At 58.1% G+C, this 24277-nt stretch carries 24 protein-coding genes and 1 riboswitch; of the genes, 17 read left to right on the top strand and 7 right to left on the bottom strand.

Going from position 1 to position 24277, the window contains the following annotated elements:
- Positions 1–33: 33 nt before the first annotated feature.
- Positions 34–855, bottom strand: coding sequence for a cation diffusion facilitator family transporter (locus tag H6G07_RS18620; RefSeq protein ID WP_073608097.1), 822 nt, complete (start codon positions 853–855; stop codon positions 34–36).
- A gap of 294 nt (positions 856–1149) precedes the next feature.
- On the opposite strand from H6G07_RS18620, the gene H6G07_RS18625 reads away from it, so the two are divergent.
- The gene (locus H6G07_RS18625) at positions 1150–1902 is read left to right on the top strand and encodes a histidine phosphatase family protein (RefSeq protein ID WP_073608098.1); all 753 of its coding nucleotides are present in this window, start codon (positions 1150–1152) and stop codon (positions 1900–1902) included.
- Between the two features lie 225 nt (positions 1903–2127).
- Here H6G07_RS18625 and H6G07_RS18630 read toward each other — a convergent pair whose 3' ends face one another.
- A complete protein-coding gene (locus H6G07_RS18630; RefSeq protein WP_139296999.1) occupies positions 2128–3105 on the bottom strand; it encodes a TonB C-terminal domain-containing protein in 978 nt (325 codons plus the stop codon).
- A gap of 206 nt (positions 3106–3311) precedes the next feature.
- Here H6G07_RS18630 and H6G07_RS18635 point away from each other — a divergent pair, with 206 nt between their 5' ends.
- Both H6G07_RS18635 and H6G07_RS18640 read left to right on the top strand, forming a co-directional pair.
- A complete protein-coding gene (locus tag H6G07_RS18635) occupies positions 3312–3932 on the top strand; it encodes a GNAT family N-acetyltransferase (RefSeq protein WP_073608100.1) in 621 nt (206 codons plus the stop codon).
- 282 nt (positions 3933–4214) lie between these two features.
- The gene (locus H6G07_RS18640) at positions 4215–4706 is read left to right on the top strand and encodes a hypothetical protein (RefSeq protein ID WP_073608101.1); all 492 of its coding nucleotides are present in this window, start codon (positions 4215–4217) and stop codon (positions 4704–4706) included.
- Positions 4707–4766: 60 nt separating this feature from the next.
- Here H6G07_RS18640 and H6G07_RS18645 read toward each other — a convergent pair whose 3' ends face one another.
- Complete coding sequence (locus H6G07_RS18645) at positions 4767–5891, bottom strand: histidinol-phosphate transaminase (RefSeq protein ID WP_073608102.1); 1125 nt, start codon at positions 5889–5891, stop codon at positions 4767–4769.
- 202 nt (positions 5892–6093) lie between these two features.
- Here H6G07_RS18645 and H6G07_RS18650 point away from each other — a divergent pair, with 202 nt between their 5' ends.
- From H6G07_RS18650 to H6G07_RS18665, 4 genes are all read left to right on the top strand, one after another.
- Positions 6094–7176 (top strand): PIN/TRAM domain-containing protein, encoded by a 1083-nt coding sequence (locus H6G07_RS18650; RefSeq protein ID WP_073608103.1) that lies wholly within the window; start codon positions 6094–6096, stop codon positions 7174–7176.
- A 50-nt stretch (positions 7177–7226) separates the two neighbouring features.
- On the top strand, positions 7227–8582 hold the full coding sequence (gene aroA / locus H6G07_RS18655; RefSeq protein ID WP_073608104.1) for a 3-phosphoshikimate 1-carboxyvinyltransferase: 1356 nt from the start codon (positions 7227–7229) through the stop codon (positions 8580–8582).
- A gap of 97 nt (positions 8583–8679) precedes the next feature.
- Positions 8680–9138 carry a hypothetical protein gene (locus H6G07_RS18660; protein WP_073608105.1) on the top strand — a complete coding sequence of 153 codons (459 nt, stop codon included), beginning with the start codon at positions 8680–8682 and terminating at the stop codon, positions 9136–9138.
- A gap of 153 nt (positions 9139–9291) precedes the next feature.
- The gene (locus H6G07_RS18665) at positions 9292–9750 is read left to right on the top strand and encodes a GatB/YqeY domain-containing protein (protein ID WP_073608106.1); all 459 of its coding nucleotides are present in this window, start codon (positions 9292–9294) and stop codon (positions 9748–9750) included.
- A 116-nt stretch (positions 9751–9866) separates the two neighbouring features.
- Here the strand turns inward: H6G07_RS18665 and H6G07_RS18670 are convergent, their stop codons facing one another.
- From H6G07_RS18670 to H6G07_RS18680, 3 genes are all read right to left on the bottom strand, one after another.
- Positions 9867–10376: a transposase gene (locus H6G07_RS18670; protein WP_139297000.1), complete on the bottom strand. Its 510-nt coding sequence runs from the start codon at positions 10374–10376 to the stop codon at positions 9867–9869.
- Between the two features lie 99 nt (positions 10377–10475).
- A complete protein-coding gene (locus tag H6G07_RS18675; protein ID WP_073608108.1) occupies positions 10476–10943 on the bottom strand; it encodes a bilin-binding protein in 468 nt (155 codons plus the stop codon).
- 105 nt (positions 10944–11048) lie between these two features.
- Positions 11049–13079: a serine/threonine-protein kinase gene (locus H6G07_RS18680; protein WP_073608109.1), complete on the bottom strand. Its 2031-nt coding sequence runs from the start codon at positions 13077–13079 to the stop codon at positions 11049–11051.
- A 312-nt stretch (positions 13080–13391) separates the two neighbouring features.
- Between H6G07_RS18680 and cobM the strand changes: the two genes are divergently transcribed.
- From cobM to hypB, 6 genes are all read left to right on the top strand, one after another.
- Positions 13392–14264, top strand: coding sequence for a precorrin-4 C(11)-methyltransferase (gene cobM, locus H6G07_RS18685; protein WP_084173051.1), 873 nt, complete (start codon positions 13392–13394; stop codon positions 14262–14264).
- A 39-nt stretch (positions 14265–14303) separates the two neighbouring features.
- Positions 14304–14443: riboswitch (guanidine-I (ykkC/yxkD leader) on the top strand.
- A gap of 110 nt (positions 14444–14553) precedes the next feature.
- Positions 14554–15750 carry an agmatinase family protein gene (locus tag H6G07_RS18690; RefSeq protein ID WP_073608110.1) on the top strand — a complete coding sequence of 399 codons (1197 nt, stop codon included), beginning with the start codon at positions 14554–14556 and terminating at the stop codon, positions 15748–15750.
- 136 nt (positions 15751–15886) lie between these two features.
- Complete coding sequence (hypA, locus tag H6G07_RS18695) at positions 15887–16261, top strand: hydrogenase maturation nickel metallochaperone HypA (RefSeq protein WP_073608111.1); 375 nt, start codon at positions 15887–15889, stop codon at positions 16259–16261.
- A gap of 44 nt (positions 16262–16305) precedes the next feature.
- Complete coding sequence (locus tag H6G07_RS18700) at positions 16306–16629, top strand: hypothetical protein (RefSeq protein WP_073608112.1); 324 nt, start codon at positions 16306–16308, stop codon at positions 16627–16629.
- Positions 16629–17021, top strand: a complete 393-nt coding sequence (locus H6G07_RS18705; RefSeq protein WP_073608113.1) for a toxin-antitoxin system TumE family protein — start codon at positions 16629–16631, stop codon at positions 17019–17021. Before H6G07_RS18700 ends, H6G07_RS18705 begins: the two co-directional genes overlap by 1 nt.
- Positions 17022–17069: 48 nt before the next feature.
- Positions 17070–17771 carry a hydrogenase nickel incorporation protein HypB gene (gene hypB, locus H6G07_RS18710; protein ID WP_073608114.1) on the top strand — a complete coding sequence of 234 codons (702 nt, stop codon included), beginning with the start codon at positions 17070–17072 and terminating at the stop codon, positions 17769–17771.
- A gap of 79 nt (positions 17772–17850) precedes the next feature.
- Here the strand turns inward: hypB and H6G07_RS18715 are convergent, their stop codons facing one another.
- Positions 17851–18363 (bottom strand): 2TM domain-containing protein, encoded by a 513-nt coding sequence (locus tag H6G07_RS18715; protein ID WP_073608115.1) that lies wholly within the window; start codon positions 18361–18363, stop codon positions 17851–17853.
- 260 nt (positions 18364–18623) lie between these two features.
- On the opposite strand from H6G07_RS18715, the gene H6G07_RS18720 reads away from it, so the two are divergent.
- From H6G07_RS18720 to H6G07_RS18735, 4 genes are all read left to right on the top strand, one after another.
- On the top strand, positions 18624–19514 hold the full coding sequence (locus H6G07_RS18720; RefSeq protein ID WP_139297001.1) for a DUF1838 family protein: 891 nt from the start codon (positions 18624–18626) through the stop codon (positions 19512–19514).
- 107 nt (positions 19515–19621) lie between these two features.
- Positions 19622–20002, top strand: coding sequence for a CU044_2847 family protein (locus H6G07_RS18725; RefSeq protein WP_073608117.1), 381 nt, complete (start codon positions 19622–19624; stop codon positions 20000–20002).
- A gap of 364 nt (positions 20003–20366) precedes the next feature.
- Entirely contained in the window at positions 20367–21035 is a 669-nt protein-coding gene (locus tag H6G07_RS18730) for a hypothetical protein (RefSeq protein WP_073608118.1), read from the top strand.
- A 121-nt stretch (positions 21036–21156) separates the two neighbouring features.
- Positions 21157–24120 carry a glycerol-3-phosphate acyltransferase gene (locus tag H6G07_RS18735; RefSeq protein WP_073608119.1) on the top strand — a complete coding sequence of 988 codons (2964 nt, stop codon included), beginning with the start codon at positions 21157–21159 and terminating at the stop codon, positions 24118–24120.
- Positions 24121–24277: the final 157 nt, after the last annotated feature.

Below are 24277 nucleotides of genomic sequence, written 5' to 3' on the forward strand. Positions count from 1 at the left end.
CAGAGATGGCCACCTAGCTATGAATATTAGAGTTTAAAAGCCGTTGTGGCGCAGTTTTGTCGCCAATACACGAGGTTTGTTACCCAAAGCCGTTGCCAGCGGCTCATGGGTAGAAGCTGACCCCAAAATGTGGGCGCTCAGGTCAGTGCGCCCAGCTTCTAAAAACCCAAGGGAAGACAGGTCTGGGCCAGCATTGTCCCGGTTGCCCTTCAGGTGGCCCCAGCTTTGGTAAATCAGCGGCAGGGCGCTGCTGCCGATCAGCAGGGCGATCGCCAAACTCAAGGCTCCATCGACCCAAAACCAGTGAAACAGCGCCATACACAGCGCCCCCACAATCACCCCCACCGAACTCACCAGGTCGGCCACCACGTGCAAAAACGCCCCGCGCCGATTCAGCGACTCATCGCCCTGGCCGTGCAGCAGCCACACTCCAAATCCGTTGATGGCTAGGCCCACTAGGGCCGTCCCCAACATCGGCCCGCTAACCAAGGCCACAGGTGGCGCACTTAGGTGCTGCCAAGCCTCTAGGGAGATCAACCCCGCCATGGCCAGCAGTCCCAGGCCATTTACCAGAGCCGCGATCGCTTCCAGTCGCGGCTGCCCCGGTCGAGGGCGGGCCAGCGTCAGCCGCGTCAGCCAGCTCGCCGACAGCGCCAGGGCGATCGCCCCCACATCGGTCAGCATGTGCCCCGCATCCGACTGAAGCGCCAGACTGTGGCTCTGGCTACCCACCAGCCATTCCACCACCGCAAACCCCAGCACTACGCTCAGGAATAGTCCCAACCGCTGGCGATCGACGGCATCAAGACCACAGCGACAGGCAAAGGTTGACGTTGGGTGAACCGAACAAACCATAGGTAAACCGCAAAACTGAGCAATTTTTCTAGCATCTTGGCATGGTTCCAGCATTGTGGGCGCATCAATAGACACTTTCCCCACTCCCCTAGCCTACCCCTCCCCCCTGCCCACTCACCCTCTACTCCCCTCACCCCATCGACAGCTTCACCTTTAGCTGAGAGAATCTTCCGCCGATCGCCTGGTTGTCCCTATCCCGTTGCGAGCCGCCCGTAGAAAACAGCAGATGAGGGCAAAATCGTCCGCTAAGCGGCCTAGACTTAGGCTTGGGAAGCTTATCGTTAAATCTGGCCAATGCCCGTTCTCAAACTGCTGCTTGTGCGTCACGGCCAGTCGGTGGGCAACACCGAGGGCCGCATGGAAGGATGCAGCTCTACCGAGCTAACCCCCCTGGGCGTTGAACAGTCGCGACGGTTGGGCCAACATTTGGCCATCACCGGCTGGCACCCTACCCACCTCTATTGCAGTCCCTTGGCCCGCTCCACCGCCACCCTGACAGACATAGTCAACGGCTTAGGAGAAAAGACTTTTCAAGCGATCGATGGGCTGACCCCGGCCCCAGATGCTGATACCACGGAACCTCCGAAGCCTGTGACTCTGGCCTCTGATCAAGCGGTGCCCATGACCCTGCTGGATGACCTTAAAGAATACGACGCCGGAATTTTTACGGGCTTGACCTGGGCTGAAGCCCGCGATCGCCATCCCGACCTCTGCCACCAGCTCGAAACCAGCCTCGACTGGCAGCCCATTCCCCAAGCCGAAACCCTAGAGCAAGGCCACAACCGAGCCCAGCGGGTAGTGGATGGGCTGATCGAGCGTCACCGCAACGGCGATCGCATTCTCGTCATTGGCCACCACTGGATTTTGCAGCACGCGATCGCCTGCCTGATGGGCTGCGATCGCGCCTGGGGTCTGCCCATGGCCAACACCGCCCTGTTTGAATTTTGGCTCGATCGCGATCGCTGGCCCCAACCCGGCCCCAACCGCCTCAATAGCGAACTGTGGCGCATTAAACGCTTCAACGACACCACTCACTTGCAGAGCTAACGCTAGTTTTGAATTCTCAATTTTGAATTTTGAGCTGTGCTCAAACGCGAAAATTCAAAACCAAACCCTCAAAACGGCGTTACTGAATTGAGGAATGAATTTGCAAAAGCAATAGTTGCTGCATCGGCCCCCCAACCCCCAATTTTGGGGGATTTTGAAGTCGTCTGGTTCCCCTCAGCATTGGGGGGCTAGGGGGGCAAATCATACTGCTGATCAGCAATGCCCTCAAAACTGAATCCGTGCATCCAAAATAAACGCATCCGTCAGCTGAGGCACCCCCGCCGAGCTGGCCGGTTGCAGACGCAAACGCTGCCGCACTACACAACCCACCAAATCATCCACCGCGCTGTTACCCGTGCCCTGCACCAGCCGCACGTTAGAAATCTCGCCGCTGGGCTCCACCCGAATCTGCATTTGCACCGAGGCAGTCGAGCTTCCTGCCAGCAGCGCGTCTAGGTTGGCAAACCCACAGATCGAGGCTAAAGGCCGCACTGCAATAGCGCTGGTGCTCAACAGCTGCGGAGCTGTTTCAGGAATGTCACGGCCATTGGGGTCAGGGCGAATACCCACGGGCATCACTTGCCCGCCCTGCCCCTCAGTCTCACCCGACGCACCATTCCCTGGGGGTGCCGACGGTGGCGGCGCAACCTGGGACGGACTATCCACCCCAGGTTGCGCCTCTGTCCCCGGCGGTCGGCTGACCTCTGGCGCTGGCGAAACCGGTGGTTCCGGACGGGGAGAGACTGGAGCCACCGGAGGCGGTGGCGTAACTGAAGCCGGAGTAGGGCGAGGAGCCGGAGCCACTGGCGGACTATCCACTGGTGGCGGTGAGGAAACCGACGGTTCTATCGACGGGAGGGCCAGAGCAACTGGCGAAGCTTCTGCTGGGGCGGTCTGCAGCGATGGGGACGTCGCAGCCGCCGCCAATGGATCCGTTGTTGCAATCGAGGCGTCAGCCAAGGATGCGACATCCGTGTCTTCGGCGAACTGCCCAGGGGCAGCCTGAGCGGCAGACAACTCCACTAGCTGAATCGGCAGCGGAGCCATCTCACCCTCGGGCAGAGTCGGGGTTTGAATAGCTAGGGTTCGTACCATTCCCAAGGCCAGGCCGTGGGTTAGCACTGAGGCCACAGCAGCCACTGGCCACAGCAGCTTGGGGTCGCGGTGGCGGGCAAAGGTCGTCAGAAATGAGGAGTTGGCCATAGCTAGCAATGCCCTCGCTAGGGCAGACCAAAGACAGTATCGGCGTTGTCGAGCTGTAAATAAAATGATTCTCTCGATCGTACTCCCTGGGCAGGGAGAGAAGGGTATATTGACTGCTAAGGCGATGGCCAACCGTCCGGCTGAGGGCCGGGCACTCGCTCCGCGAACGGCAGCGCTGGCAATAGTTGTGTTTGCCGCAGAGGCTCATGGTACAGGCCGACCCAAATATTTCTTCTTCCCTTCCGGCCCCGGCAGCACCCCAGCCGCACGTTCGCCCAGCCAGTCTGCGCGATCTCGACCGGCTTACCGACGTGCTCACCGGCAGCTTTTACGATCGCGACGGCTGGCGGCTGTGGGTCTATCCCTTCATTCGGCTCGGCATTTACGAAGATTTGAAGCAGCGGCTCAAGGCCCAGTCGCCTCGCTACGCCTGTCTGGCTGCCGTCGCCACCCCCACCTCAGGTTCTACTGCAACTAGCGGAGAGGCCATTGCCGGTACTGTGGAAGCCTCGCTCCGCCAGCCCTGGCCCTGGCAGGGCGATCGCCACGTCTACATTTCAAATTTGGCGGTCGATCAAACCTTTAGGCGGCAGGGCATTGCCATCACCCTGCTGCGATCGTGCGAACAGGTGGCGCAACGGTGGGGCATCCGTGAGCTGCAACTCCACGTCATGGAAGACAACCTAGCGGCCCGGGCACTTTATCGCAAGGCAGGATTTTCAGTCGTGCAGACCGAGGACTCACCAGCCTCATGGCTAGGGCTACAGGCCCGGCGGCTGATGATGCACAAAACCCTACAGCCGCCGTCTCACCCAACCAAGCCCTAGTCCGACCAGACAACTTCACAGAAACATCAAGCTACAAACAGAGAAATTTATCCCTACTTCAGCGTAGCTAAACACTTCACCGAGGGCTCGATAGGCGTTTACCCTAGAATGAAGGCCTGGGAACACTTAGTAACCAGAGCACTCAAAAATAACCCAGACTGTAGCTAATTGAGCTGTTGTCGCTACTATGTGACGGGGATGATCTCCAACTTTGAGCAGAATATTCCAGGGCCAGGATACGGGAGTTCTCTGCACTCCCCTGGATTTTCTGCGGCTCGGCCTATGCTTTCCCACGCCGTTAGCCCAGTGAGTAGCCTGTCAAACCCATTTTTTGAGTCTGGCCTGCTGCTGCCAGAAGACGATGACATTCTGGCTAGAATTCGCGGTGGTGAACTGTGGGTTGTCAACAGCCGCCGTCGCAACGGTTTGATTATCCACAAAGAGTTTTATACCGAGTTTGCCGGCCCTGGTGCCGCTGTAGGCGGTGGCCTGGATGCCGACTGCCGAGCTGTGATTCCCCTGGGCAGCCTGTCGCTCATTTCTCCTGAATCGGCCGAGGCCCAGCAAAAAGCCCTTAAAATTCGCCTGCAGTGGGTGCGGCTCACCCAAAACTTTACCGATAAGCCGGTGCCCATCGATCGCGCCCAGCTTATCCTCGAACAGTTCAAGAGCTACTTTGACCAGAGCATTGTCGACAACGTGCCCGACGAGGCCTTTGCCCTGCTCGTAGGCGTGCTCCCCTACACCGTCCGCCGCGCTAGAGCCCTGGTGTAGGGGCAAAGGGCATTCGCCCGACCGCACTGAGAGTGACAGACAGGCTTTCGGCGAAGCACCCTACAGCTGCTGCATGTGGGCTAAGGTTCGCTGATTCTCCGCTGGGGTGCCGATGGTGATTCTCAGGCCGCCACCTGTGTGGCGCACCAGCGTTCCTTGCCTGCGCAGACAGTTAAACCAGCGCTCTAGCTCTGCGCTTGAAGATTGACCAGAGGACACTGGCAGTCGCCCATAGAGAAAGTTAGCGTCGCTGGGCCAGAGCCGCAGGGGGGTGTGCTGGGCGATCGCATCGGCCAGTTCCCGCCGCTGCTGCTGAATCTCGGGCACCACTGCCAACAACTCCTGCCTGTGGGCGAGGGCCAGCTGAGCCACCGCCTGGGTGAGGCTGGGCAAGTTGTAGGGCAGGCGCACCTTTTCGAGCGCCTGAGTCAACTCTGCATTCGCCACGGTATAGCCCACTCGGTAAGCCGCCAGGCGAAAGGCTTTCGAAAACGTCCGCATCACCACCCAGTTGGGTCGAGTCAGCACCTCCGCCACGGTGGTCTGCTGGCTGAATTCGAAATAGGCCTCGTCCACCACCACGAGGATTTCGGGGGGCAAAGACTTGAGCCACTCTACCTCGGCGGCGGTGAGAGCATTGCCCGTGGGGGAGTTGGGGTGCACCACAAACACTACTCGCACCGGGGCTTCCTGGGGTTGGTCAATCGCCTGCTGCGCTGCGGCCAGATCGAGCTCAAAGGTGGCTTCACTGCGGCCTACTGTCACCACCGGAATGCCCAGGGTGCGGGCGAGAATGCCGTACATCGAAAAGGTGGGGTTGGCCACCAGGACCGAGCCTTCACCGCCGACGGAGGTGGCGATCAGCAGCGAGCGAATCAGTTCGTCGGAGCCGTTGCCGACGGAGATATGGTCGGCGCTAACGGCGGTTCCGCTGGCGGATTCGGTGACGTACTGGGCGATCGCGCTCTTCAGGGCCCCATGCCCACCGTCGGGATAGCGGTTGGCGGCGACGTCGTGGTGCAGGTGCCAGGCCAGCTTTTCTTTAAGCGCCTCGGGCAGATCGTAGGGGCACTCGTTGGTGTCAAGGATGTCGAAATTAGCGGGGGATGGGTCGTCTGCTGACTCAACGTGAGGGGTGTAGGCCGTCAGTTGAACCACCGCCGATCGCAAAAAGGGCAAAGCCATGGAGAACGCAAGTGCAGTAACCCCCCCATTATTGCAGAGCCGGTAGGACGGCTAGGAAGATGGGCATTAGCGGTATACTTTTGCCAACCTGGCTCCCCCAGTGGCGTTTCGTCGGCTGCTTTTGATCCAGGGGAGTACACTGAGAGGGATAGGCACTTAGCCTATAACCGCTGCAAAATCAAGGCCAGAACCGCAGACCACCATGCTAGACGCACTGATCATCTTTTCATTTATCCTGGCCGGGGCGGGCATCGGGTTCTACAGCATTGATCTGCTGCCCCAGCCGATTTTGCAGCAGGTTACCAACATTGAGGCGCTGGGTGCAGTGACCGCCGTGTTCGGCGGGTTGATTGGCACGGGCTTGGGCCTGGTCATGCAGACCAGCTACCGCCGCCTAGAAAGCCAGGTTAAAGAACTGCCGCCCGATCGCATTCTCACCCGCGCCGTGGGTCTGGTGCTAGGTCTGCTGATCGCCAACCTGATGCTGGCACCGCTGTTTTTGCTGCCCATTCCCTCGGAGTTTGGCTTTATTAAGCCGATGACGGCGGTGTTAGGCAGCGTGCTGTTTGCGGTGTCGGGGATGAACCTGGCCGACACCCACGGGCGATCGCTGCTGCGCCTGGTCAGCCCCAGCACGCTGGAATCGACCCTGGTGGCCGAGGGCACCCTCAAGCCCAGCAAGACCAAGGTGCTCGACACCAGCTGCATTATAGATGGCCGCATTGAGGGGCTAATGGATACCGGCTTTTTGGAGGGCCAGCTGCTGGTGCCCCAGTTTGTGCTGCAAGAGCTTCAGAACGTAGCCGATGCCAGCAATGACCAAAAGCGCGATCGCGGTCGGCGTGGGCTAGATGTACTCAATCGCATCCGCGAGTCTTACCCCAACCGCCTGTTGATCAATTCTGTCGACTACGATGACATCCCCACCGTGGATGCCAAGCTGGTAAAGCTGGCCCAAGAACTCAACGCCATGCTGCTTACCAACGACTACAACCTCAACAAAGTCGCCAGCTTTCAGGATGTCGAAGTCCTCAATATTAACGATCTAGCCCAGGCTATTCGCCCCGCCTACCTGCCCGGCGACGACATTGATCTGAAGATTCTCAAAGAGGGCAAAGAGCCCTCCCAGGGCGTGGGCTATCTCAACGACGGCACTATGGTGGTGGTTGAAGAGGGCCGCGACTACATTGGCGAAGAGCTAGAGGTGGTGGTGACCGGGTCACTGCAAACCTCCGCTGGACGCATGATCTTTGCCCGCCCCAAGACCTCTATAGTGGCCTCCTAGGCCGGACTGCAATAGGGTACGATCAGCATCGGCTTTTCATTACCGTTGCCATGACCGCCCGCATTGAGCTAACCGACGCTGCCCCGCACCAAACCCTGACTCTTGAGTTCCCTGCCGACGGGGTGGCGCTGCGAGGCCGAGTGCGGGTGCCGGGGGATAAATCGATTTCCCACCGATCGCTGATGCTGGGGGCGATCGCCAAGGGCGAAACTCGCATTCAGGGCCTGCTGCTAGGGGAAGACCCGCGCAGCACTGCCGCCTGCTTTCAAGCCATGGGCGTTACCATGTCATCGCTTGAAGACGAATGGGTAACGGTGCAGGGAGTGGGCCTGGGCAATTTACGAGAACCGGCAGACGTGCTCAACGCCGGAAATTCAGGCACCACTCTGCGACTGATGCTGGGGCTGCTGGCGTCACACCCCGCTCGCTATTTTGCGGTGACGGGCGACGGTTCGCTGCGATCGCGCCCCATGGATCGGGTGATCAAACCCCTGAGCCTAATGGGCGCAGAGATTTGGGGTCGGCAGAACAACCGCCTCGCTCCCCTGGCGGTTCAAGGGCAGTCTCTCAAACCGATTCACTATCACTCTCCTGTGGCCTCCGCCCAGATCAAGTCCTGCATTTTGCTGGCCGGGCTGCTGACCGAAGGCGAAACCACCGTCACTGAGCCCAGCCTATCGCGCGACCACAGCGAGCGCATGCTGCGAGCCTTTGGAGCCGACATTGTCGTAGACCCCGACACCTGTAGCGTCACCGTGCGCGGCCCCGCCACCCTCACCGGACAGACCGTGGTGGTGCCGGGCGACATTAGCTCCGCCGCCTTTTGGCTGGTGGCTGGTGCCATCACCCCCGGCTCCGATCTAGTCATTGAAAACGTGGGCATCAACCCTACTCGCACCGGCATTCTCGACGCCCTAGCAGCCATGGAAGCCGACATTACTCTAGAGAATTCCCGTGAAGTTACCGGAGAACCTGTGGCCGATCTGCGGGTGCGCCACAGCCGCCTCAAAGCTGTCCGCTTGAGCGGTGACCTCATCCCCCGCATGATTGATGAGGTGCCAATTTTGGCCGTGGCAGCGCTGTTTGCCGAGGGCACTACGGTAATCACCGACGCTGAAGAATTGCGGGTGAAGGAGTGCGATCGCATCGCCGTTATGGCCAGCCAGCTCAACCAACTGGGTGCCCGAGTTGAAGAACACCCCGATGGCCTCACCATCCACGGCGGCACAGGCCTCACAGGGGCCATCGTCGATAGTTACACTGATCATCGAGTGGCCATGAGCCTGGCGATCGCCGCCCTACGAGCCAAAGGCTCAATGCAAATTCAGCGAGCCGAAGCAGCAGCGGTTTCCTACCCGAGCTTTACCGCTACCCTAGCTGAGCTTTGCGGATTGAGCGTAGGTTGAGTTAAGTTCGTGCCCAAACCATGACTTAGATCGTCACCCTGGGCACACTCTAAGCAAGCCCAAGAGGCAATTTTAGGGCTCGACGTTTCAGCACCCGATGTGGCAACCGTTGAAAAACTTTGTCAATAGCCTGACCACCTACATGGCCCTCAGCCCCGACATGGTCGCCCGACAACGGGTGAACCAGTGGCTGCGATCGCGCCCGTGCCTCACCTGTGACGAGTGGTACCGCTACCATTGGACCCCGCCAGCAGTGCGCCGGCCGCTGCCCAAACCGCTGATTGACTTTACTTACCAGCAGCTCACCGACTACTCCGGCCTCGAGATCGGTCGCGTCAAGCCCAGCGATCACCTGGTTGACGATTTGTCGTTTCCAGCGGTGTGTTGGTTTGACTGGAGCCTCACCCTCTGTGAAGATTTCTACGAAACCTTTGGCCTTGATATCAGCGAGCACTTCGACGAAACTCAGCTGTTCACCTGCGCTGATTTGGTGAACTTTTTAGAGCAGCAGTTGGAGAGTCGCAAAGATGAGGAGATCAGGGAGATAGGGGGATGAGGGAGATGAGGGAGTGCTTGGGATGCTGCTTTTTACCTTAGTCTTTCCCTATCTTCCCCACCTTCCCCATCTCCTACTCGCCCCAGCAGCGGTTTGAATTAAAGTGAAAGGGTAGCCTACAACGCGCCGTCGAGATAGGCGTAAGGATTCCCCATGAGTTTGAAAGACCGCATCAGCGACGACATCAAAACCGCTATGAAGGCTAAAGAAAAGGTGCGCCTAGAGACGGTTCGCAGCATTAAAAAAGTGATTCTCGAAAAAGAGTCTTTGGTGCGCCCCAGCGGACAAGATCAGCTCACCGCCGACCAAGAACTAGAGGTGCTGACCCAGCTGGCCAAACAGCGCAAAGACTCAATCGAGCAGTACCAAAAAGCCGGGCGCGACGAGCTTGCTGCCCAGGAAGCTGAAGAACTAGCCATTATTGAAGAATATCTGCCCCAGCAGCTCAGCGATGCCGAAGTCGAAGCCATCATTGACGATCTGATCGCCCAAACCGGGGCCTCGTTGCCCAAAGATATGGGTAAAGTGATGGGACCAGCCATGCAGCAGCTCAAAGGCCGCGCCGATGGTGGAAAGGTGCAGGCTTTGGTCAAGGCCAAACTAGCGGGCTAGAACCGAATTTAAGCCTTTTCATCCTCAGTCTGTTGGGGCAGATGACGATCGCTCCCGCAAGATCTAGCCATCGCCAGACCTGGTAAAACACTTTGCTCAACCTTTTGGGGTGATGTCTATACAGTGGGCTGTTGGTTCTGGCTTTGCAGCTTGTAGCGCAGCTCGGTGAGATAGTCGTCGTCACCAATCAGGTGCTCGTTATAGTTGCGCTGCCACACCGACTGCCCCAATTGGTTAAGCCGCAGATTGATGCGCTTGGCCGCTACCGCTTTAAAGCTGGCAATAAATGACGACAGCAGCCAGGGCTTTTGGCCTTCATCAATGCCGGTTAGCCCGGCACCAACTGTAGCTGGCACCTGTAAAAAGACAATGCTTTGCAGACTAGTGGGGGTAATTGTCCAAACATCGAGGTCGATGCCTTTGCGATTGGCAGCAGATCGGACCCACTCGTCAGCCACGATCAAGCCGCAGTCGTTGAGACACAGCTGGCCCTGCCTGTAGTCGCCTAGTAGCGGCTGCTGCTGAAAGGTCGAAAGCCTAATCAGGTAGGGCTTAGGCGCAGCGGAATGAGTCAAGATATTTGCCCTCGAAGCAACTATGGCGTAGGCGTTATTGCGTAGACTCATGAGCGCCAAACCATGAAAGCACCAGTACCCTAAGTCTTCCCAACCGACTCGGGCCAGTATCAACGTTGGGGATGAAGTTACGGTGTTGTTGCGGCTGTTCTACAGGCCATCGCTTAAAGCTTGGATGAGCTTGTCTAAATAGCTGTTGATGAGCTGGGCTGACGCCTCGGGTAAGGCAGCCAACACTTGAGCTTGCAGGCTGCGGTAGGCGGCGATCGCAGAGTCCTGTTTATGCAGGGCGCGGGTAATGTTCTGCATCCACATCACATACTCTTCCATAAAGCCGTCTGGGTCATCGATCAGAACGGCTTTAGCAATGCACTCTAGGGTATAGAGCATGTCGCGCCGGCACTTGGCTCCGTGGGCTTGCACCACCTCGCGGTATGAACCCACCATGAGCTGGCGCAGGGCGTTGAGCACCAGAGTTTCACCGTCTGCTCTCAGACGGGCATAGGTCTTAAAACGCGTATCGAAGGATGCCACAAACTGGGCTAGGGGCCGTAGTTCTAAATCGCTGAGGTAGCGACCGTCAGACTCCCGAATGGAGTTGAGCAGAGTGTGGTTCATAGCCGGGGGAAGTGCGTTGACCCAAACAAATATCGCTCTAAGTTGCACCTGGAGTTGCAAAAGGTAACAATTGGAAACGCTTAGAGACAGCAGGCTGCGCTCACGTCAATTATTTTTTTCAGGCGGATCTGGCTGGTTAATAATGTCGTTGATGACGTTATCAACTGCCACGGTGAGGCGGTAGGGAATGACATTTTCTGATTGAGATACCACCACAATCTCGTAATAACCTGACTGGGGCAGCTCTCCAGCCCAGGTGTTTTGCTCGGCATCGGCCAGAATGTGGGGCAGCTCGTCGGTGGGCACCGGCACGTAGAGCGAGAGGCGGGTGCTCTCCGGGGGGGCTTGCAGATTTAGACGCAGCAGCTGCTGAGCGGTGAGATTGACAACATAGATCTGGCCGTGGCCAGGGCTGAGGTTGCCTTCCTGCTGCTGGTTGAAGGTGCCTGGCTCAAAGGTAACTTCGGTTAGGTTTTCGCCATTTTCCATGGCGTTGACTTGGTCCTGGGCCAGAGCAAACCAGATTTGGTCAACAGCAGTTTCGACAAAACCCTCTCTTGCCCGCTTCGGAAACAGCTGGCTAAAGCGAGCGTCAGCCAGATCGTAGAGGGCATTGCTGCTGACGTAGAGGGCGTTGACCTGGCTTTTCCAGCGATCGCTGTCGGTAGGGTTGTAGCGGCCTAGCTTGCTGCGGGCGTCAGTGCTGAGGTTGGCTTCGATCAGGTCTAGATTGTCAGCGGCGATCGCATCCCACGCCGCCCGCAAAGGCTCATCCTGGGGCTGATCGGTGAGCTGAGTACCCTGGCGATCGGGGTTTTGCTCGTAAAACAGCTGGTCGGTCAGGCTGGTGATGTAGGACCAATCAACGCTGAGCGTGACGGAGCGATCGCGCAGGGCCTGTTTGCGCTCGCGCTCAGCCTCACTGAGGTTGGGATTGCTGACATCACTGCCGCCGGGCGAAACAACGTCAGAGCCATCCCCCCCCAACTGGCTCAGGGGGTCTAGCCACCACCATAGCCCTCCGGCGACTCCCACCATAACCAGCAACCCAGCCAGGGCAGGCCAACACCCCGACGATGTTTTTTGCACCGGCACTGCCCGAGGCGGCGGGGCCACGGTAGCCGTGGGATCGTAGGCCATGGGTGGTGCGTAGGGAGCCGCCGGAGCGATCGCCACCGTAGGCGCTGGCCTCGGCGGTTCAGGCTGGGGCGGTGGCACCGTGGGCTGCATGCGAATGGGCATGGGCTGCGACCAGGACGCTGAGAGCGAGTCGGGGTGGGCCAGGTTAAGGGCAGCCATCGCCTGCCCGGCAGACTGGTAGCGATCGCCTGGATCGTGGGCCACCAGCTGAGTCAGCACTTGGCGCAGGGTAGCCGATAGCTCGACCTGCTCTGGCCAAACCCAGCGATCGCGGCGGTCGTCATAGAGGGCGTCGGGGTCTTTGCCCGTCAGCAGCACCAGAGTCGTCATGCCCAAAGCGTAGAGGTCGGTGGCCGGGCTCACCTGGCCCGATTCGAGCTGTTCTTCGGGGGCATAGCCCACGGTGCCTAGGCGGGTGATAGTGCCATCGGCGGCCTGGTAGGGCTGGGCTACCCCAAGCTGATAGCGCACATTCACCACCAGCTGCTTCACGCCGCCAAAGTCGATCAGCACCGGGCGACCGTCGGCATTGCGCTGAATTAAGTTGTCGGGCGAAATATTGCGATGCACGATGCCGATGCTGTGCAGGTATTGCAGCAGCGGCAGCGTTTGCATTAGGAACTGCACCCCCTCCGCTTCGCTAAAGCTCTCGCCGACGGCACGACGGCGATCGAGCAGTTCCTGGTAGGTAGGGCCTTCGACGTAGTCTTGTACCAAAAACAGCCGTCCCTGATCCCGCAGCAGCTCACGAAACCGAGGCACCTGGGGATGGTTGATCTGATAGAGAATGCTGGCCTCGCGTTCAAACAGAGTTTGGGCTTTATCCAAGGCCAGCTTGCCTGGCACCTGAGGGTTAAACTCCTTCAGCACGCAGAGTTCTTGAAATCGGTGGGTGTCTTCGGCCAGGTAGGTATCGCCAAAGCTGCCCCGACTGAGCTGCCGCAGCACCCGGTAGTGGCCTCCGAGCAATCGTTCTCCCTGTCCTGCTTCAGCCATAGGTGCGTACTGCTGAATCTAGCTATCTAATGTTGCGTTCGATGCATTTGTCACAGATTAGCGCAAACCCGTACTGTTTCTGTGAACGGCTCAAGCGGGTCACCCCCGGTATAGTTGGGCAAAGCAATAGCCCAGGCCTCAATACAAAAAGACCCCTGAGTTAGCTATCCTCAGGGGTCTGAATCAGGGTGCATCTACCGCTCCAATCTCCTAGAGCGATCGCTAAATTCCGGTGAAATACCTAGAGTTCACGGTTACTTGAAACAAAGTGGCTATGATCCAGTGGCTGTGTGAATTGTTGACGTTTGCCCTATGGCTAGCCCTCTGACCTCCTCTAGAATTCAAGATTTTCCCGCCGATGCTCCCGCAGCAAGGGCGGCCCTAGCGCCAGGGGTGTATATCGTTGGGGCGGGGCCAGGCGACCCAGAGCTATTGACCGTCAAGGCCCAGCGCCTGCTGAGTCAGGCCGATGTGATTCTCTACGCCAACTCTCTGGTGCCTCAGCAAATTTTGGCCTGGACCCGTCCCGACGCCGAGCGCATCGGCACTGCCACCATGACCTTGGAGGGTATTTTGCCGCTGATGGTGGAGCGCGTGCGGGCCGGAAAATCGGTAATTCGCCTGCAATCGGGCGATCCCAGCCTCTACAGCGCCATTCACGAGCAAATTCAGGCACTGGCGGAGGCCGAGGTGCCCTTTGAGGTGGTACCGGGCATTAGCGCTTACCAAGCGGCGGCGGCGAAGCTCAATGCTGAACTAACGATTCCGGGTCTGGTGCAGTCGATCATTCTCACCCGCATTAGTGGGCGCACTCAAGTGCCGGAAGCAGAGGATTTAGCCTCCCTAGCGGCTCACAAGACCAGCTTGTGCCTCTATCTCAGCGCCCGCCACGTGGAAGAATCCCAAGCCCAACTTTTGCAGCACTACGAGCCGGATACCCCTGTGGCAATCTGCTTTCGCATCGGCTGGCCCGATGAGCAGCTCTTAGTGGTGCCCCTGTCGGAGATGGCCAAAACCACCCGCGAAAGAGACCTGATTCGCACCACGCTATACATCATCAGCCCAGCGCTGCGAGGGCAGAAGGTCAGGTCGCAGCTCTACAACCCCGACCATACTCACCTGTTTCGACCGCGCCAGGGCTCAGTCACCCCTTCCGACTCCAGTCAGGATGCGGTTGCGACCTAGCCTTGACCGCAGGAGGTTCTAGGCTTAGAGTGTTGGCATAAATTATGTCTCTAGGGTTCCGGTTTGGCTGCTGTGGTCAAATGGCTGGTCCAAGAGAGGCAGGTTAGTGATGGCGTTGGTCAAGGACTGGCCCCTAAGGGTCATCGCTAACTACACGGCGGGATAAAAGCCCGGGAGGATTTTAGGAGTTGGGTATCCAGCTCCTTTGATTTTCCTGGGCTTTGCTGTATCTGACCTGGGAATCGCGTTTAGTCTAGTGCTTAATTTAACCCCGTGAGGCTTTTCGACCATGACTACCGACCCCTCCAATGATCCCGTCTTTCAAAGCCCCGACGGCGCTTCGAGCGAGGCCCAGCGCGCCCTAGAGATGGAAGCCCGTCTGCCTCTCACCGGCTGGCAGCAGGAAGTTTCTCAAGGCCTAGAGTATGGCCTAGAGGCAGCGGCGAGCATTCGCGATCGCACCATTCCCACCTTCTCTCGCGGCGAGCTGCCCCACTACGCGGGCATCAATACCTTTCTGAAGGCACCCTACGTAGAAGACGTGCGCAAGGTGGGTGAGTACGATGTAGCGATCGTCGGCATTCCCCACGACTCGGGCACCACCTATCGCCCCGGCACTCGCTTTGGCCCCCAGGGCATTCGCCGCATTTCAGCCCTCTACACCCCCTACAACTTTGAGATGGGGATTGACCTGCGCGAGAGCATTACCCTCTGCGACGTGGGCGATGTATTTACCATTCCAGCCAACAACGAAAAGTCCTTCGACCAGATCTCCAAAGGCGTGGCCCACGTGTTTGCCTCGGGCGCGTTCCCAATTTTGCTGGGGGGCGACCACTCCATTGGCTTCCCTACGGTGCGGGGCATCTGCCGCCACCTGGGCGACAAGAAAGTCGGCATCATCCACTTCGATCGCCACGTTGACACCCAGGAGACCGACCTGGATGAGCGCATGCACACTTGCCCCTGGTTCCACGCCACCAATATGGCCAATGCCCCAGCCAAAAACCTGGTGCAGATGGGCATCGGCGGCTGGCAGGTGCCCCGCCAGGGGGTGAAAGTTTGTCGCGAGCGAGCCACCAACATTCTCACCGTCACCGACATCACCGAAATGGGCCTCGATGCCGCCGCTGACTTTGCGATCGCCCGCGCCACCGACGGCACCGACTGCGTCTGGATTAGCTTCGACATCGACTGCATCGATGCGGGCTTTGTGCCCGGCACCGGCTGGCCTGAACCCGGCGGCCTGCTGCCCCGCGAAGCCCTCTACCTGCTCAAGCGCATCGTGCAAGAAACCACCGTCTGCGGCATCGAAGTGGTCGAAGTTTCGCCCCCCTACGATGTCAGCGACATGACGTCGCTAATGGCCACCCGCGTGATCTGCGACACCATGGCCCACCTAGTGAAGTCGGGCCAGCTGCCCCGCCGCGAGAAGCCCAGCTACATCCACGAAGAGGCGAATATGAGTGTGGATGAACCCTGGCAGTAAGCGAACTAGTCTAGCGTCAATAGTTCATTAGGCGAGGAGGATGAGGTGGTGAGGATGGTGAGGTGAAAGAAAGCAGCCCTCCCCACCTTCTTACCTCCCCGTCTTCCTCATCTCCTCACTTCTTAACTTTCCTGCCATGCACGAAACCGATATGACCAAGGCCCTGATTCTCACCGTGCGCGACTGGTGGGAAGCGCAGCCGGGGCAGCCCGCAATTGAGAAAGTTCACCTGACCGTGGGCAAGTTTACCTGCGTGGAGCCGGTGGGCCTACAGTTTGCCTTTGAGGTGCAGACCAAGGGCACCTTTTTAGATGGGGCCGAGCTGGTGATTCGCGAAACGCCACTGGTAGCCTTTTGTCATGACTGCCAGAGCGAGTATCGGCCTGAGATTGGCCTGCAATACGCCTGCCCCACCTGCAAGTCGCCGATGGGCGACATTCGCTCGGGGCGTGAGCTAAAGATCGATCGGGTAGAGTATGCGGAGGCGACTAGCCCAATGCCTCTCCTGTAGCCTGAGATAAACTGAGACTTATATAAAAGCAACAGGCCACAGTCATGCCCGCCCAAAGTCGCTTTTTAGATCAGTTGCAGGTGCTCAACAGCCTTTATCAAAGGGGCTATCACAGCGATCTCATAGAGCGTTCCCTCGCCAAAATTATCGAGTTAGAGCATGGCCAAGCTTTGCAACAGGCCTCAGACATCCAGGCTAAGCTCCAAGTTTATGAAACTCAGTATCAAATGCCCTCAGACGCCTTCTACCAACAGTTCAACGCTGGAGAGCTGGGCGACAGCATTGATTTTTTTGAGTGGAGTGCCTTTTACGAGATGTGGCAATCCGTTCAAGCGCGACTTGGCGTCTTGCAATCCATTGGTAGCTAATGGATGCCCGGCAGTATCTTACCGAGATCAAATTCAAATTAATTGCAAGCCCTATCGTTGAGTCCTTCTCAATTGTTGAGGAAAAAGATCTACAAGACAGAGGTTACTTTCGGGCTCGGGTCACACTAACAAACAGCGATTTCCTCGAAATTGCGGAATACTTCGTCGTTATCGACGACCAACCCCGACCAGAGCGCTACCGCTACCAATGGATGGATAGCACCCGGAAAATACTCCGCAAGCGTTGGGATAACGTTCCCCACTTTCCAAATTTATCCAACTTCCCTCACCAGGTCCACATTAGCGCCGAAGACAACGTCCAAGCCTCTACGCCGAGAGGCACCATAGAATTTCTGGCTTTCCTAGAGGCAGAGATCTTGCCTAGCGATTAGTGCTAACCGCCACCGCAAAAATCTAACATCCCTATCCAAACTCCTCCCATGCACCAAACTTTTGACGCCGCCCTGGGTATCGATCTGCTCCACGTTAACCAGGCCGGGGCCGACCACAACCGCGCTCACTTCGATCGCTGGGGGATCACCTGCATGAACATCATGAGCAGCCCAGGGGCGGGGAAGACGGCACTGCTGGAACGCACCTTAGCAGGGCTGCACCAAGAGCTGGCGATCGCCGTCATTGAAGGCGACATGACCACCGAACTTGATGCCAATCGCCTGCGCCAGTACGGGGTGCCGGTGATCGCAATCAATACGGGGCGATCGTGCCACCTGGATGCCAAGATGGTCGCTGGTGGCATCCACACCCTAGAGCATCAGTACGATCCGCATGCCCTCGATTTGGTGCTGGTCGAAAACGTGGGTAACCTGGTCTGCCCCGCCGAATTTGAGGTGGGCGAACACGCTAAGGTCGCCCTGCTGAGCATCACCGAGGGAGAAGACAAGCCGCTTAAGTATCCGATCATGTTTCAAGAGGCCGACTGCCTGCTGATCACCAAGGTAGATTTGGCTCCCTACCTAGATGTGAACATCGAGCAAATCGCGGCCAACGTGCGGCAGATGAACCCCCACTGCACGATCATTTCGGTTTCGGCTAAGACTGGCGAAGGACTAGAGAAATGGTTTGGTTGGGTGCGATCGCGCGTTCAAGCATCCCCTTTAACCAAGACCCATACCCACGCCTAGACTGCATCGCTGCGCGGATTCACCCTGCGGTTTGGGATCCCATTATTCAGGAGAGTTAAAAAAGATATCTAGCAGATCGCTAGGATGGCCCTAGCAGTCGCCGCATGGCACCACCCACGGCTCGCTTCATTTGCTGTTTACGTCGCCAGCGCTGAAATTCCTGGCGGTAGGCATACTCATTGGGGCGATAGATACGCCAAACATTCCAGCTAATCTGCAACGCCCAAGGGCCAAGGATTAAATAAATTAACCAATTCCAGAGCCAACCACCAGTTACAAGTTGAAATACCAACACAAAACCAGCGGTAATCAAAAACTGGGTCAAACCATGCTGAAACCGCTGCTGGCGCTGGCTATCAAATAGCCTTTGGTCGGCCAGTTCGTACTTTTTTATATCCCACTCGCGCTCAGCAGCGGCGATCGTGTCGGCGGAGATGCCCAGTTCATCGGCAATTTCTAATAGCTGGGCGCGAGAAAGCTCACCTGACTCGGTTTGGCGGGCGATCGCAATACTCAAGATCTGCTGAGCATCCTCAGCCGGGTATAAAAACTCACCATTGTTGGTGTAAGCATCTGTTGCCAAATCTGCCATCGTCACCCTCTGAGCCGAGATTCTCTCTTTTCTTATAAACAAAATCTAAACGTTTGCGAAGGCGGTTGGGGTACGGGAAACCTATCGTCACAGACTTGAGCGATCGCAGGCTGCTCGTGCAAGCTAGCAATCTTGGACTAGGGTAACGGTCGGATAGCTTGATTTGATAGGGTTGGAGATCTCTGCCTTGGGGCTAAGCATGCGGGCCTATCAACCAGCATCAGCGGCCCATTATTTACCAGTCGTTGAGGAGAACGCTCGTGCTAGCAAAATTGTTAGGACTCATGGTCGGGCTTTGGGCTGCCACCACCGCGTCTGGGGCAGCGATCGCCACCCCCCTCGATCTCAATCGCCCTGAGGACGCGCTTCAGGTATTTCGCAAGTTGCTTTGCTCGGTGGAAGACGGCAAAACCGTGTATTTTGTCTGGCAGGGCAAGGTTTTTAGCCGCCGGCCCGGAGAAGCCGATCGCCATTTGTTCAACGTGCAAGGTGTGAGCACCCGCGCCTGCACATCACTAAAGTCTGAAACCGGCAGTACCGGATTTCGGCAAGTCACCCGAGAAGTGATGATCTACCTTGACCCCGAAACGAACGCCCTGCTAACCACCTGGAAAACCCCCTGGACTGGGGAAACTACGACCGTACACCCAGTCGCCAACGATCCCGTCAATTCCTCCCCGTTTTGGGCCGACACCACCGGGCAACGCCTTCAGTTTCAACACTTTGGCAACACAGACCTTCTCTTTTTCACGGTGACGCTGCCGTTGTTCTACGCCGATCCGTTAGGGGGAAATTATCAAGACTACGTTGGTGGCCATTACCATGCGATGGAAATGTTCACCTTTTCGGCGCAGCGATCGCACCTGCTAGCCTCTGCCGATCAGGACATAGACGATATAGCCGTTAGCTGGAGCCGCATATCTCCCTGGCTACCCTGGATGAAGATGGGAGGGCACCCCGGCGAACTCGTGGTGCATGCAGCCGGCACCCGCATCGGGTCGTGGCAGCAATTACCCGAACCCCTGCGGAGCCAAATTGCGGATAACTTTGCTCTGTATCAAACACCGCCTCCCCTGGACGACAACCGCCCAAACGAAACTACATGGACTAACTTCCGCGACTTTTTAGACGGCGCAGAAGGTCAGCCTTAGGCCAAGCTCTGCGCTGCTTAGAAAAGTCACCCTAGATTTGGCAAGCAGCCTTGAATTTTGGGAATGCTAGCGATTGGATACGCATCTTAACCATCGGAGTGTGCACTATGACTCAACTGGTTCCCATCCGCTTAGAGGATGGCACCGAGATCTACATGGAGGCCACCGACGACGTGGTTGCTCCCGACTCGGCCCCAGCCCCCTACGCCGATCCCTACGCTGAAACCACCCGCACCGCCAAGGGGTTTAGCATGACTGCCCCAACAGCACAAATTCACGCTGCTCAAAGTTTTAAGGCCATTGAAGGCACCATTCGCACCTATACCAGCCACACCATGAGTGCCTTCAAAGACATGGCCACCGCCAATGTCGAAAAAGTCACCCTAGAGTTTGGCCTCAAGGTCGGCGGAGAGGCAGGCGTTCCCTATGTTACTAAAGGCACCGCAGAGAGCAACTTGAAAATCACAGTGGAGTGCTCGTTCAACTAAACCGCCTTCAGAACTAGAAATCATCGTCACCCAGCCGGGTTTCGGCCAAAATAGCTAGCTTTTGTTGGCTAACCTGGCAGAAACCCGGTTTTTGTTGTGCCAATTCTGGGCCGATGTATAATGATCTGATGTATAAGTCCTAGAAATCACGGTTTTTTCTGCATCTTGTTTATTGTTAATGGGATGCAGCAGGCCGCAGGTCTTAGGATATCTAACGATTCCCACAGCAGATCTGTCACTAGACCGCTCTTGGGAAACCTACCGCTGCGCTACCCTTCCCTTAGGCTGGGTTTGATCGTCTTTAAGACCGTTCCTGAAAATCTAACTAACACCACCACCACAAGGGAATGAGATCTTGCAGGGATTGACGAGGGAAAAACCTATCTTAATCACCTGTTGTGCTGCCGGTGGTGCGCTGTTTATTCTGACGCTGCTGGTCAAAACCGGCACAGGAACAACGCCGTCGCTGCCGCCACCCCCTCCCAGCGCAGAAAGTCTGAACGTTCAGACCGTACCGGTACCATCGCCGCCCACTGCTGGCCAAGATTTACAGCAAGACCGCTTTGAGCGCGATCTGAACCGACAGCAAGATCTGGTGAACAGCCTACAAGACGAGCTGCGCGCCCAGGAGAATCTAGCCGATGACCTCAAGGCCCAGCTCGAACGTCAGCAGGCCGAAACGCAAGCCGTGCGGGAGCAACTCAACACCTACCAGACGGCGGTGGAGGAGATGACATCCCAGCAGGTGCGGCTGATTGAGTCGATACCACGCAACAACGAGACTCAGACCATGCTGCTGTGGGGCATTTTGGGTCTGTTTATGCTGCTGGTGCTGGGCGGCGGCACGGCCTTTGCGGTGATTGCCCTGTGGCTCATGCACCTGCAGCGGCGCACCTATCAGCCGCCGCCCCAACCAATGATGTATCCGGTGCGCATGCCGCCCAGCCCCTACTTTTATTACGAAAAGCAGCCCCTACCGCCGCCTGCCCAGCCGCAGCCCTACATCCAATACGACGTTAGACCCTACGAATAGGGTTATGCCCCAGCAAGGGTTCGAGGATACAGAGGGTTTAAGATTCCCGTTGTAAGGTTTAAGGGGTAGTACAATGCCCTGACCCTTTGCTGATGTCATCTAACCCCTAACGACAATGGCTATGACCCTTACCCAGGTTTGGGGTGCCTTTTTAATCTTTGTGCTGTCTCCGGTAGTGGGTGGGTTGCCCCTGACAGGGTGGTCAACGCGGCTGCTCTCGGGGAAACGGCTGCGGCGAGTAGGCACAGGCAATGTCGGGGTGTCGGCTGCTTTCTACCACGGCGGCAAAGTAGCGGGCATTGTGGCGGTCTTGCTGGAGGCGGCCAAGGGCATTGGGGTCGTGCTACTAGCGCGGCACTACTTTCCGGCAGACCCGGTGTGGGAAATTATTGCTCTGATTGGCCTGGTGATGGGCCGCTACTGGTTTGCTAAGGGAGCGGGTACTACCAACGTGGTGTGGGGCGTTGCGGCGTACGACTGGCCGACGGCGCTGCTGACGTTTATGCTCAGCGGGCTAGGGTTTACCATCTTTCGCGAGCGGCGTCAGGGTCGGCTGCTGTCGCTGGTGTTGCTACCGCTGATCACCGCTCTGCGCCACTCCGATGGAGAGCTGGTGTTGGCGATGTCTTGCCTCAGCGGGCTGATCGCCTGGATTTATCAAAAGCTACCTGACGATCTCGATTTGCCTGACGATCAAGGACGATTGGAGTCTCGTACCATGTTTCGGTTTTTTCGCGGCGATCGCGCCCTTGTAGCCCTCGATCGCGCCCTTGACCCCACCAAGTTTGGCCACAAAGCGGCCACCCTGGGCCAGCTAACAGCCTGGGGCTACCCGGTGCCGCGCGGCTACGTGCTGCCCGCTGGCGATGACCCAACCGCGCTGCTGGCGATCGCCGAGCCCTCCCCTACCCAGCCCCTCGCCGTCCGCTCCTCGGCCCAGGACGAAGATACGGGCACGGCCTCGGCGGCGGGAGTGTATCAGTCATTTCTAAACATCACTAGCCAGGAGGCCCTGGCGGCGGCGATCGTGCGGGTGTTCTCGTCCTATAGCGCACCTCAAGCAAAGGCCTATCGGCAGAGCAAGGGTTTACCCGAACAGGGGCTGGCGGTGATCGTGCAGCAGCAGGTGCAGGGGCAGTTTTCGGGAGTGGCCTTTAGCCGTGACCCGATTGCCCGCTGCGGCGATGCGGTGGTGATCGAAGCGCTGCCCGGTGGAGCTGACCAGGTGGTGGGGGGGCAGGTGACGCCCGAACAGTATAGAGTGCTGGTGCAAGCCGACGATATGCCGCCCCTGGCAGAAATTGCCGAAGCCGATTGGCAGCTCTCCGACGCGCTGACGCTGACGGTAGAGGGCCAGGGCCAAACTCCCTCGCGGCTGCTTCAGCAGGTGGCCTACCTGGCTCGCCACCTGGAGAGCCGCTACCAAGGTGTTCCCCAAGACCTCGAGTGGAGCTTTGACGGCAACACCCTATGGCTGTTGCAGAGCCGCCCGATCACCACACTGCAACCGCTGTGGACGCGCAAGATCGCCGCCGAGGTGATCCCCGGCACGATTCGCCCGCTGACCTGGTCGATCAATCGGCCTTTGACCTGCGGCGTGTGGGGCGAGATTTTTACGGTGGTGCTGGGCGATCGCGCCCGTGGGCTCGACTTTGAAGCCACCGCTACGCTGCACCACGCCCACGCCTACTTCAACGCCACCCTGCTGGGGGATATCTTTCGCCGCATGGGCCTGCCCGCCGAAAGCCTGGAGTTTTTGACTCGCGGGGCCAAGTTTAGCCGTCCCCCTCTGGGCTCCACGCTGCGGAATATGCCCGGTCTGGTGCGCCTGCTGCGCCGTGAACTCAAGCTGGAGCAGCAGTTTACCCAGGAGAATCGCGATCGCTTTGCCCCCGCCCTGCAAGCCCTAGCCAATACCCCCAGGGATACCCTTACGCCTCAAGAATTGCTCGACCGAGTAGACCAGATTCTTGAGTTGCTGAAGCGGGTCACCTACTACAACATCCTCGGCCCGCTGAGCTTTGCCCTGCGCCGCGCCCTGCTCAAGGTGCCGGAAGAAAGCCTCAACCCGATGCAAAATGACGAGATTGCGGCCTTGGAGGCGTTGCGGGCGATCGCCCAAGATATTCGCCAGACGCTCTCGAAGCCTGAACTGGCCCGCATCACCGACAGCTCGTCGCTGATGACGGCCCTGGCCGAAAGCACCGACGGCGAATCGTTGCTCAAGGCCATGGGGCAGTTTATTGAGCAGTACGGCTACCTCAGCCCCGTGGGCACCGACATTGCCGTGGCCACCTGGCAAGAAAGCCCTGGCCCAGTGCGCGAACTGCTAGCCCAGTTTGTGCAGCAGCCACCACCCCCTAAAACGACCGCCTCACAAGGTAAAGCCACTACAGTGCAGCGTCGCCTCGATCTCAAGGGACAGGTGAATACGATCTACAACCGGCTGCTAGCCGAGCTGCGCTGGAGCGTTTTAGCCCTGGCAACCCAGTGGCAAACGCAAGGGCATTTGCAGGAACGGGATGACATCTTCTTGCTCACCCTAGAAGAAATCCAGGCATTGGTGGGGGGTAGGATGCCCGACTGGCGCGCGGTGCAGGAGCGGATTGGCGATCGCAAAGCCCAGTACGAGCGAGATAAGAAAATGCCTGCTGTCCCCTACCTAGTGTTTGGCAACGAGCCCCCCAGCCGCCAGATACCCCTCATGCCAACCGCTACCGTGCAGCAAAAGCTCACTGGCATCGGCGCTAGTGCTGGCACCGTTGCGGGCCCAGTATTGGTAGTGACCCAGCTTGAAGCCGTAGCTGCCGCCAATGGCCCCTTCATTCTAGTGGTGCCCTATACCGATGCCGGTTGGGCACCGCTGCTGGCCCGCGCCCACGGGCTGATTGCCGAAGTGGGCGGTCGTCTCTCCCACGGGGCAATCATCGCCCGCGAGTACGGCATCCCTGCCGTTATGGATGTGACCAACGCCACTCAGCGGCTACATACCGGCCAGTGGGTACGGGTCAATGGCGAAACCGGCGTTGTAGAGGTGCTAGAACCACCCGCAAACAGTCTGGCCCTAGAAGCGGGTAGCAAATAGAGCCATGGATTGAACTCAACTCCACACTCCATAACCCGACTCAACCCAAGGCAACTTTGTAGGTGCAAACGGCGTTTGCCTGGCCCAATTAGGAGCAGTTCAACAAGACTCGGCCCCAGCTTGGCCTGTACAGTCACGTTCTACTAGACCCTTCAAT

The organism is Phormidium tenue FACHB-1052 (assembly GCF_014696675.1).
GTDB classification, from domain to species: Bacteria; Cyanobacteriota; Cyanobacteriia; order Phormidesmidales; family Phormidesmidaceae; genus Nodosilinea; species Nodosilinea tenuis_A.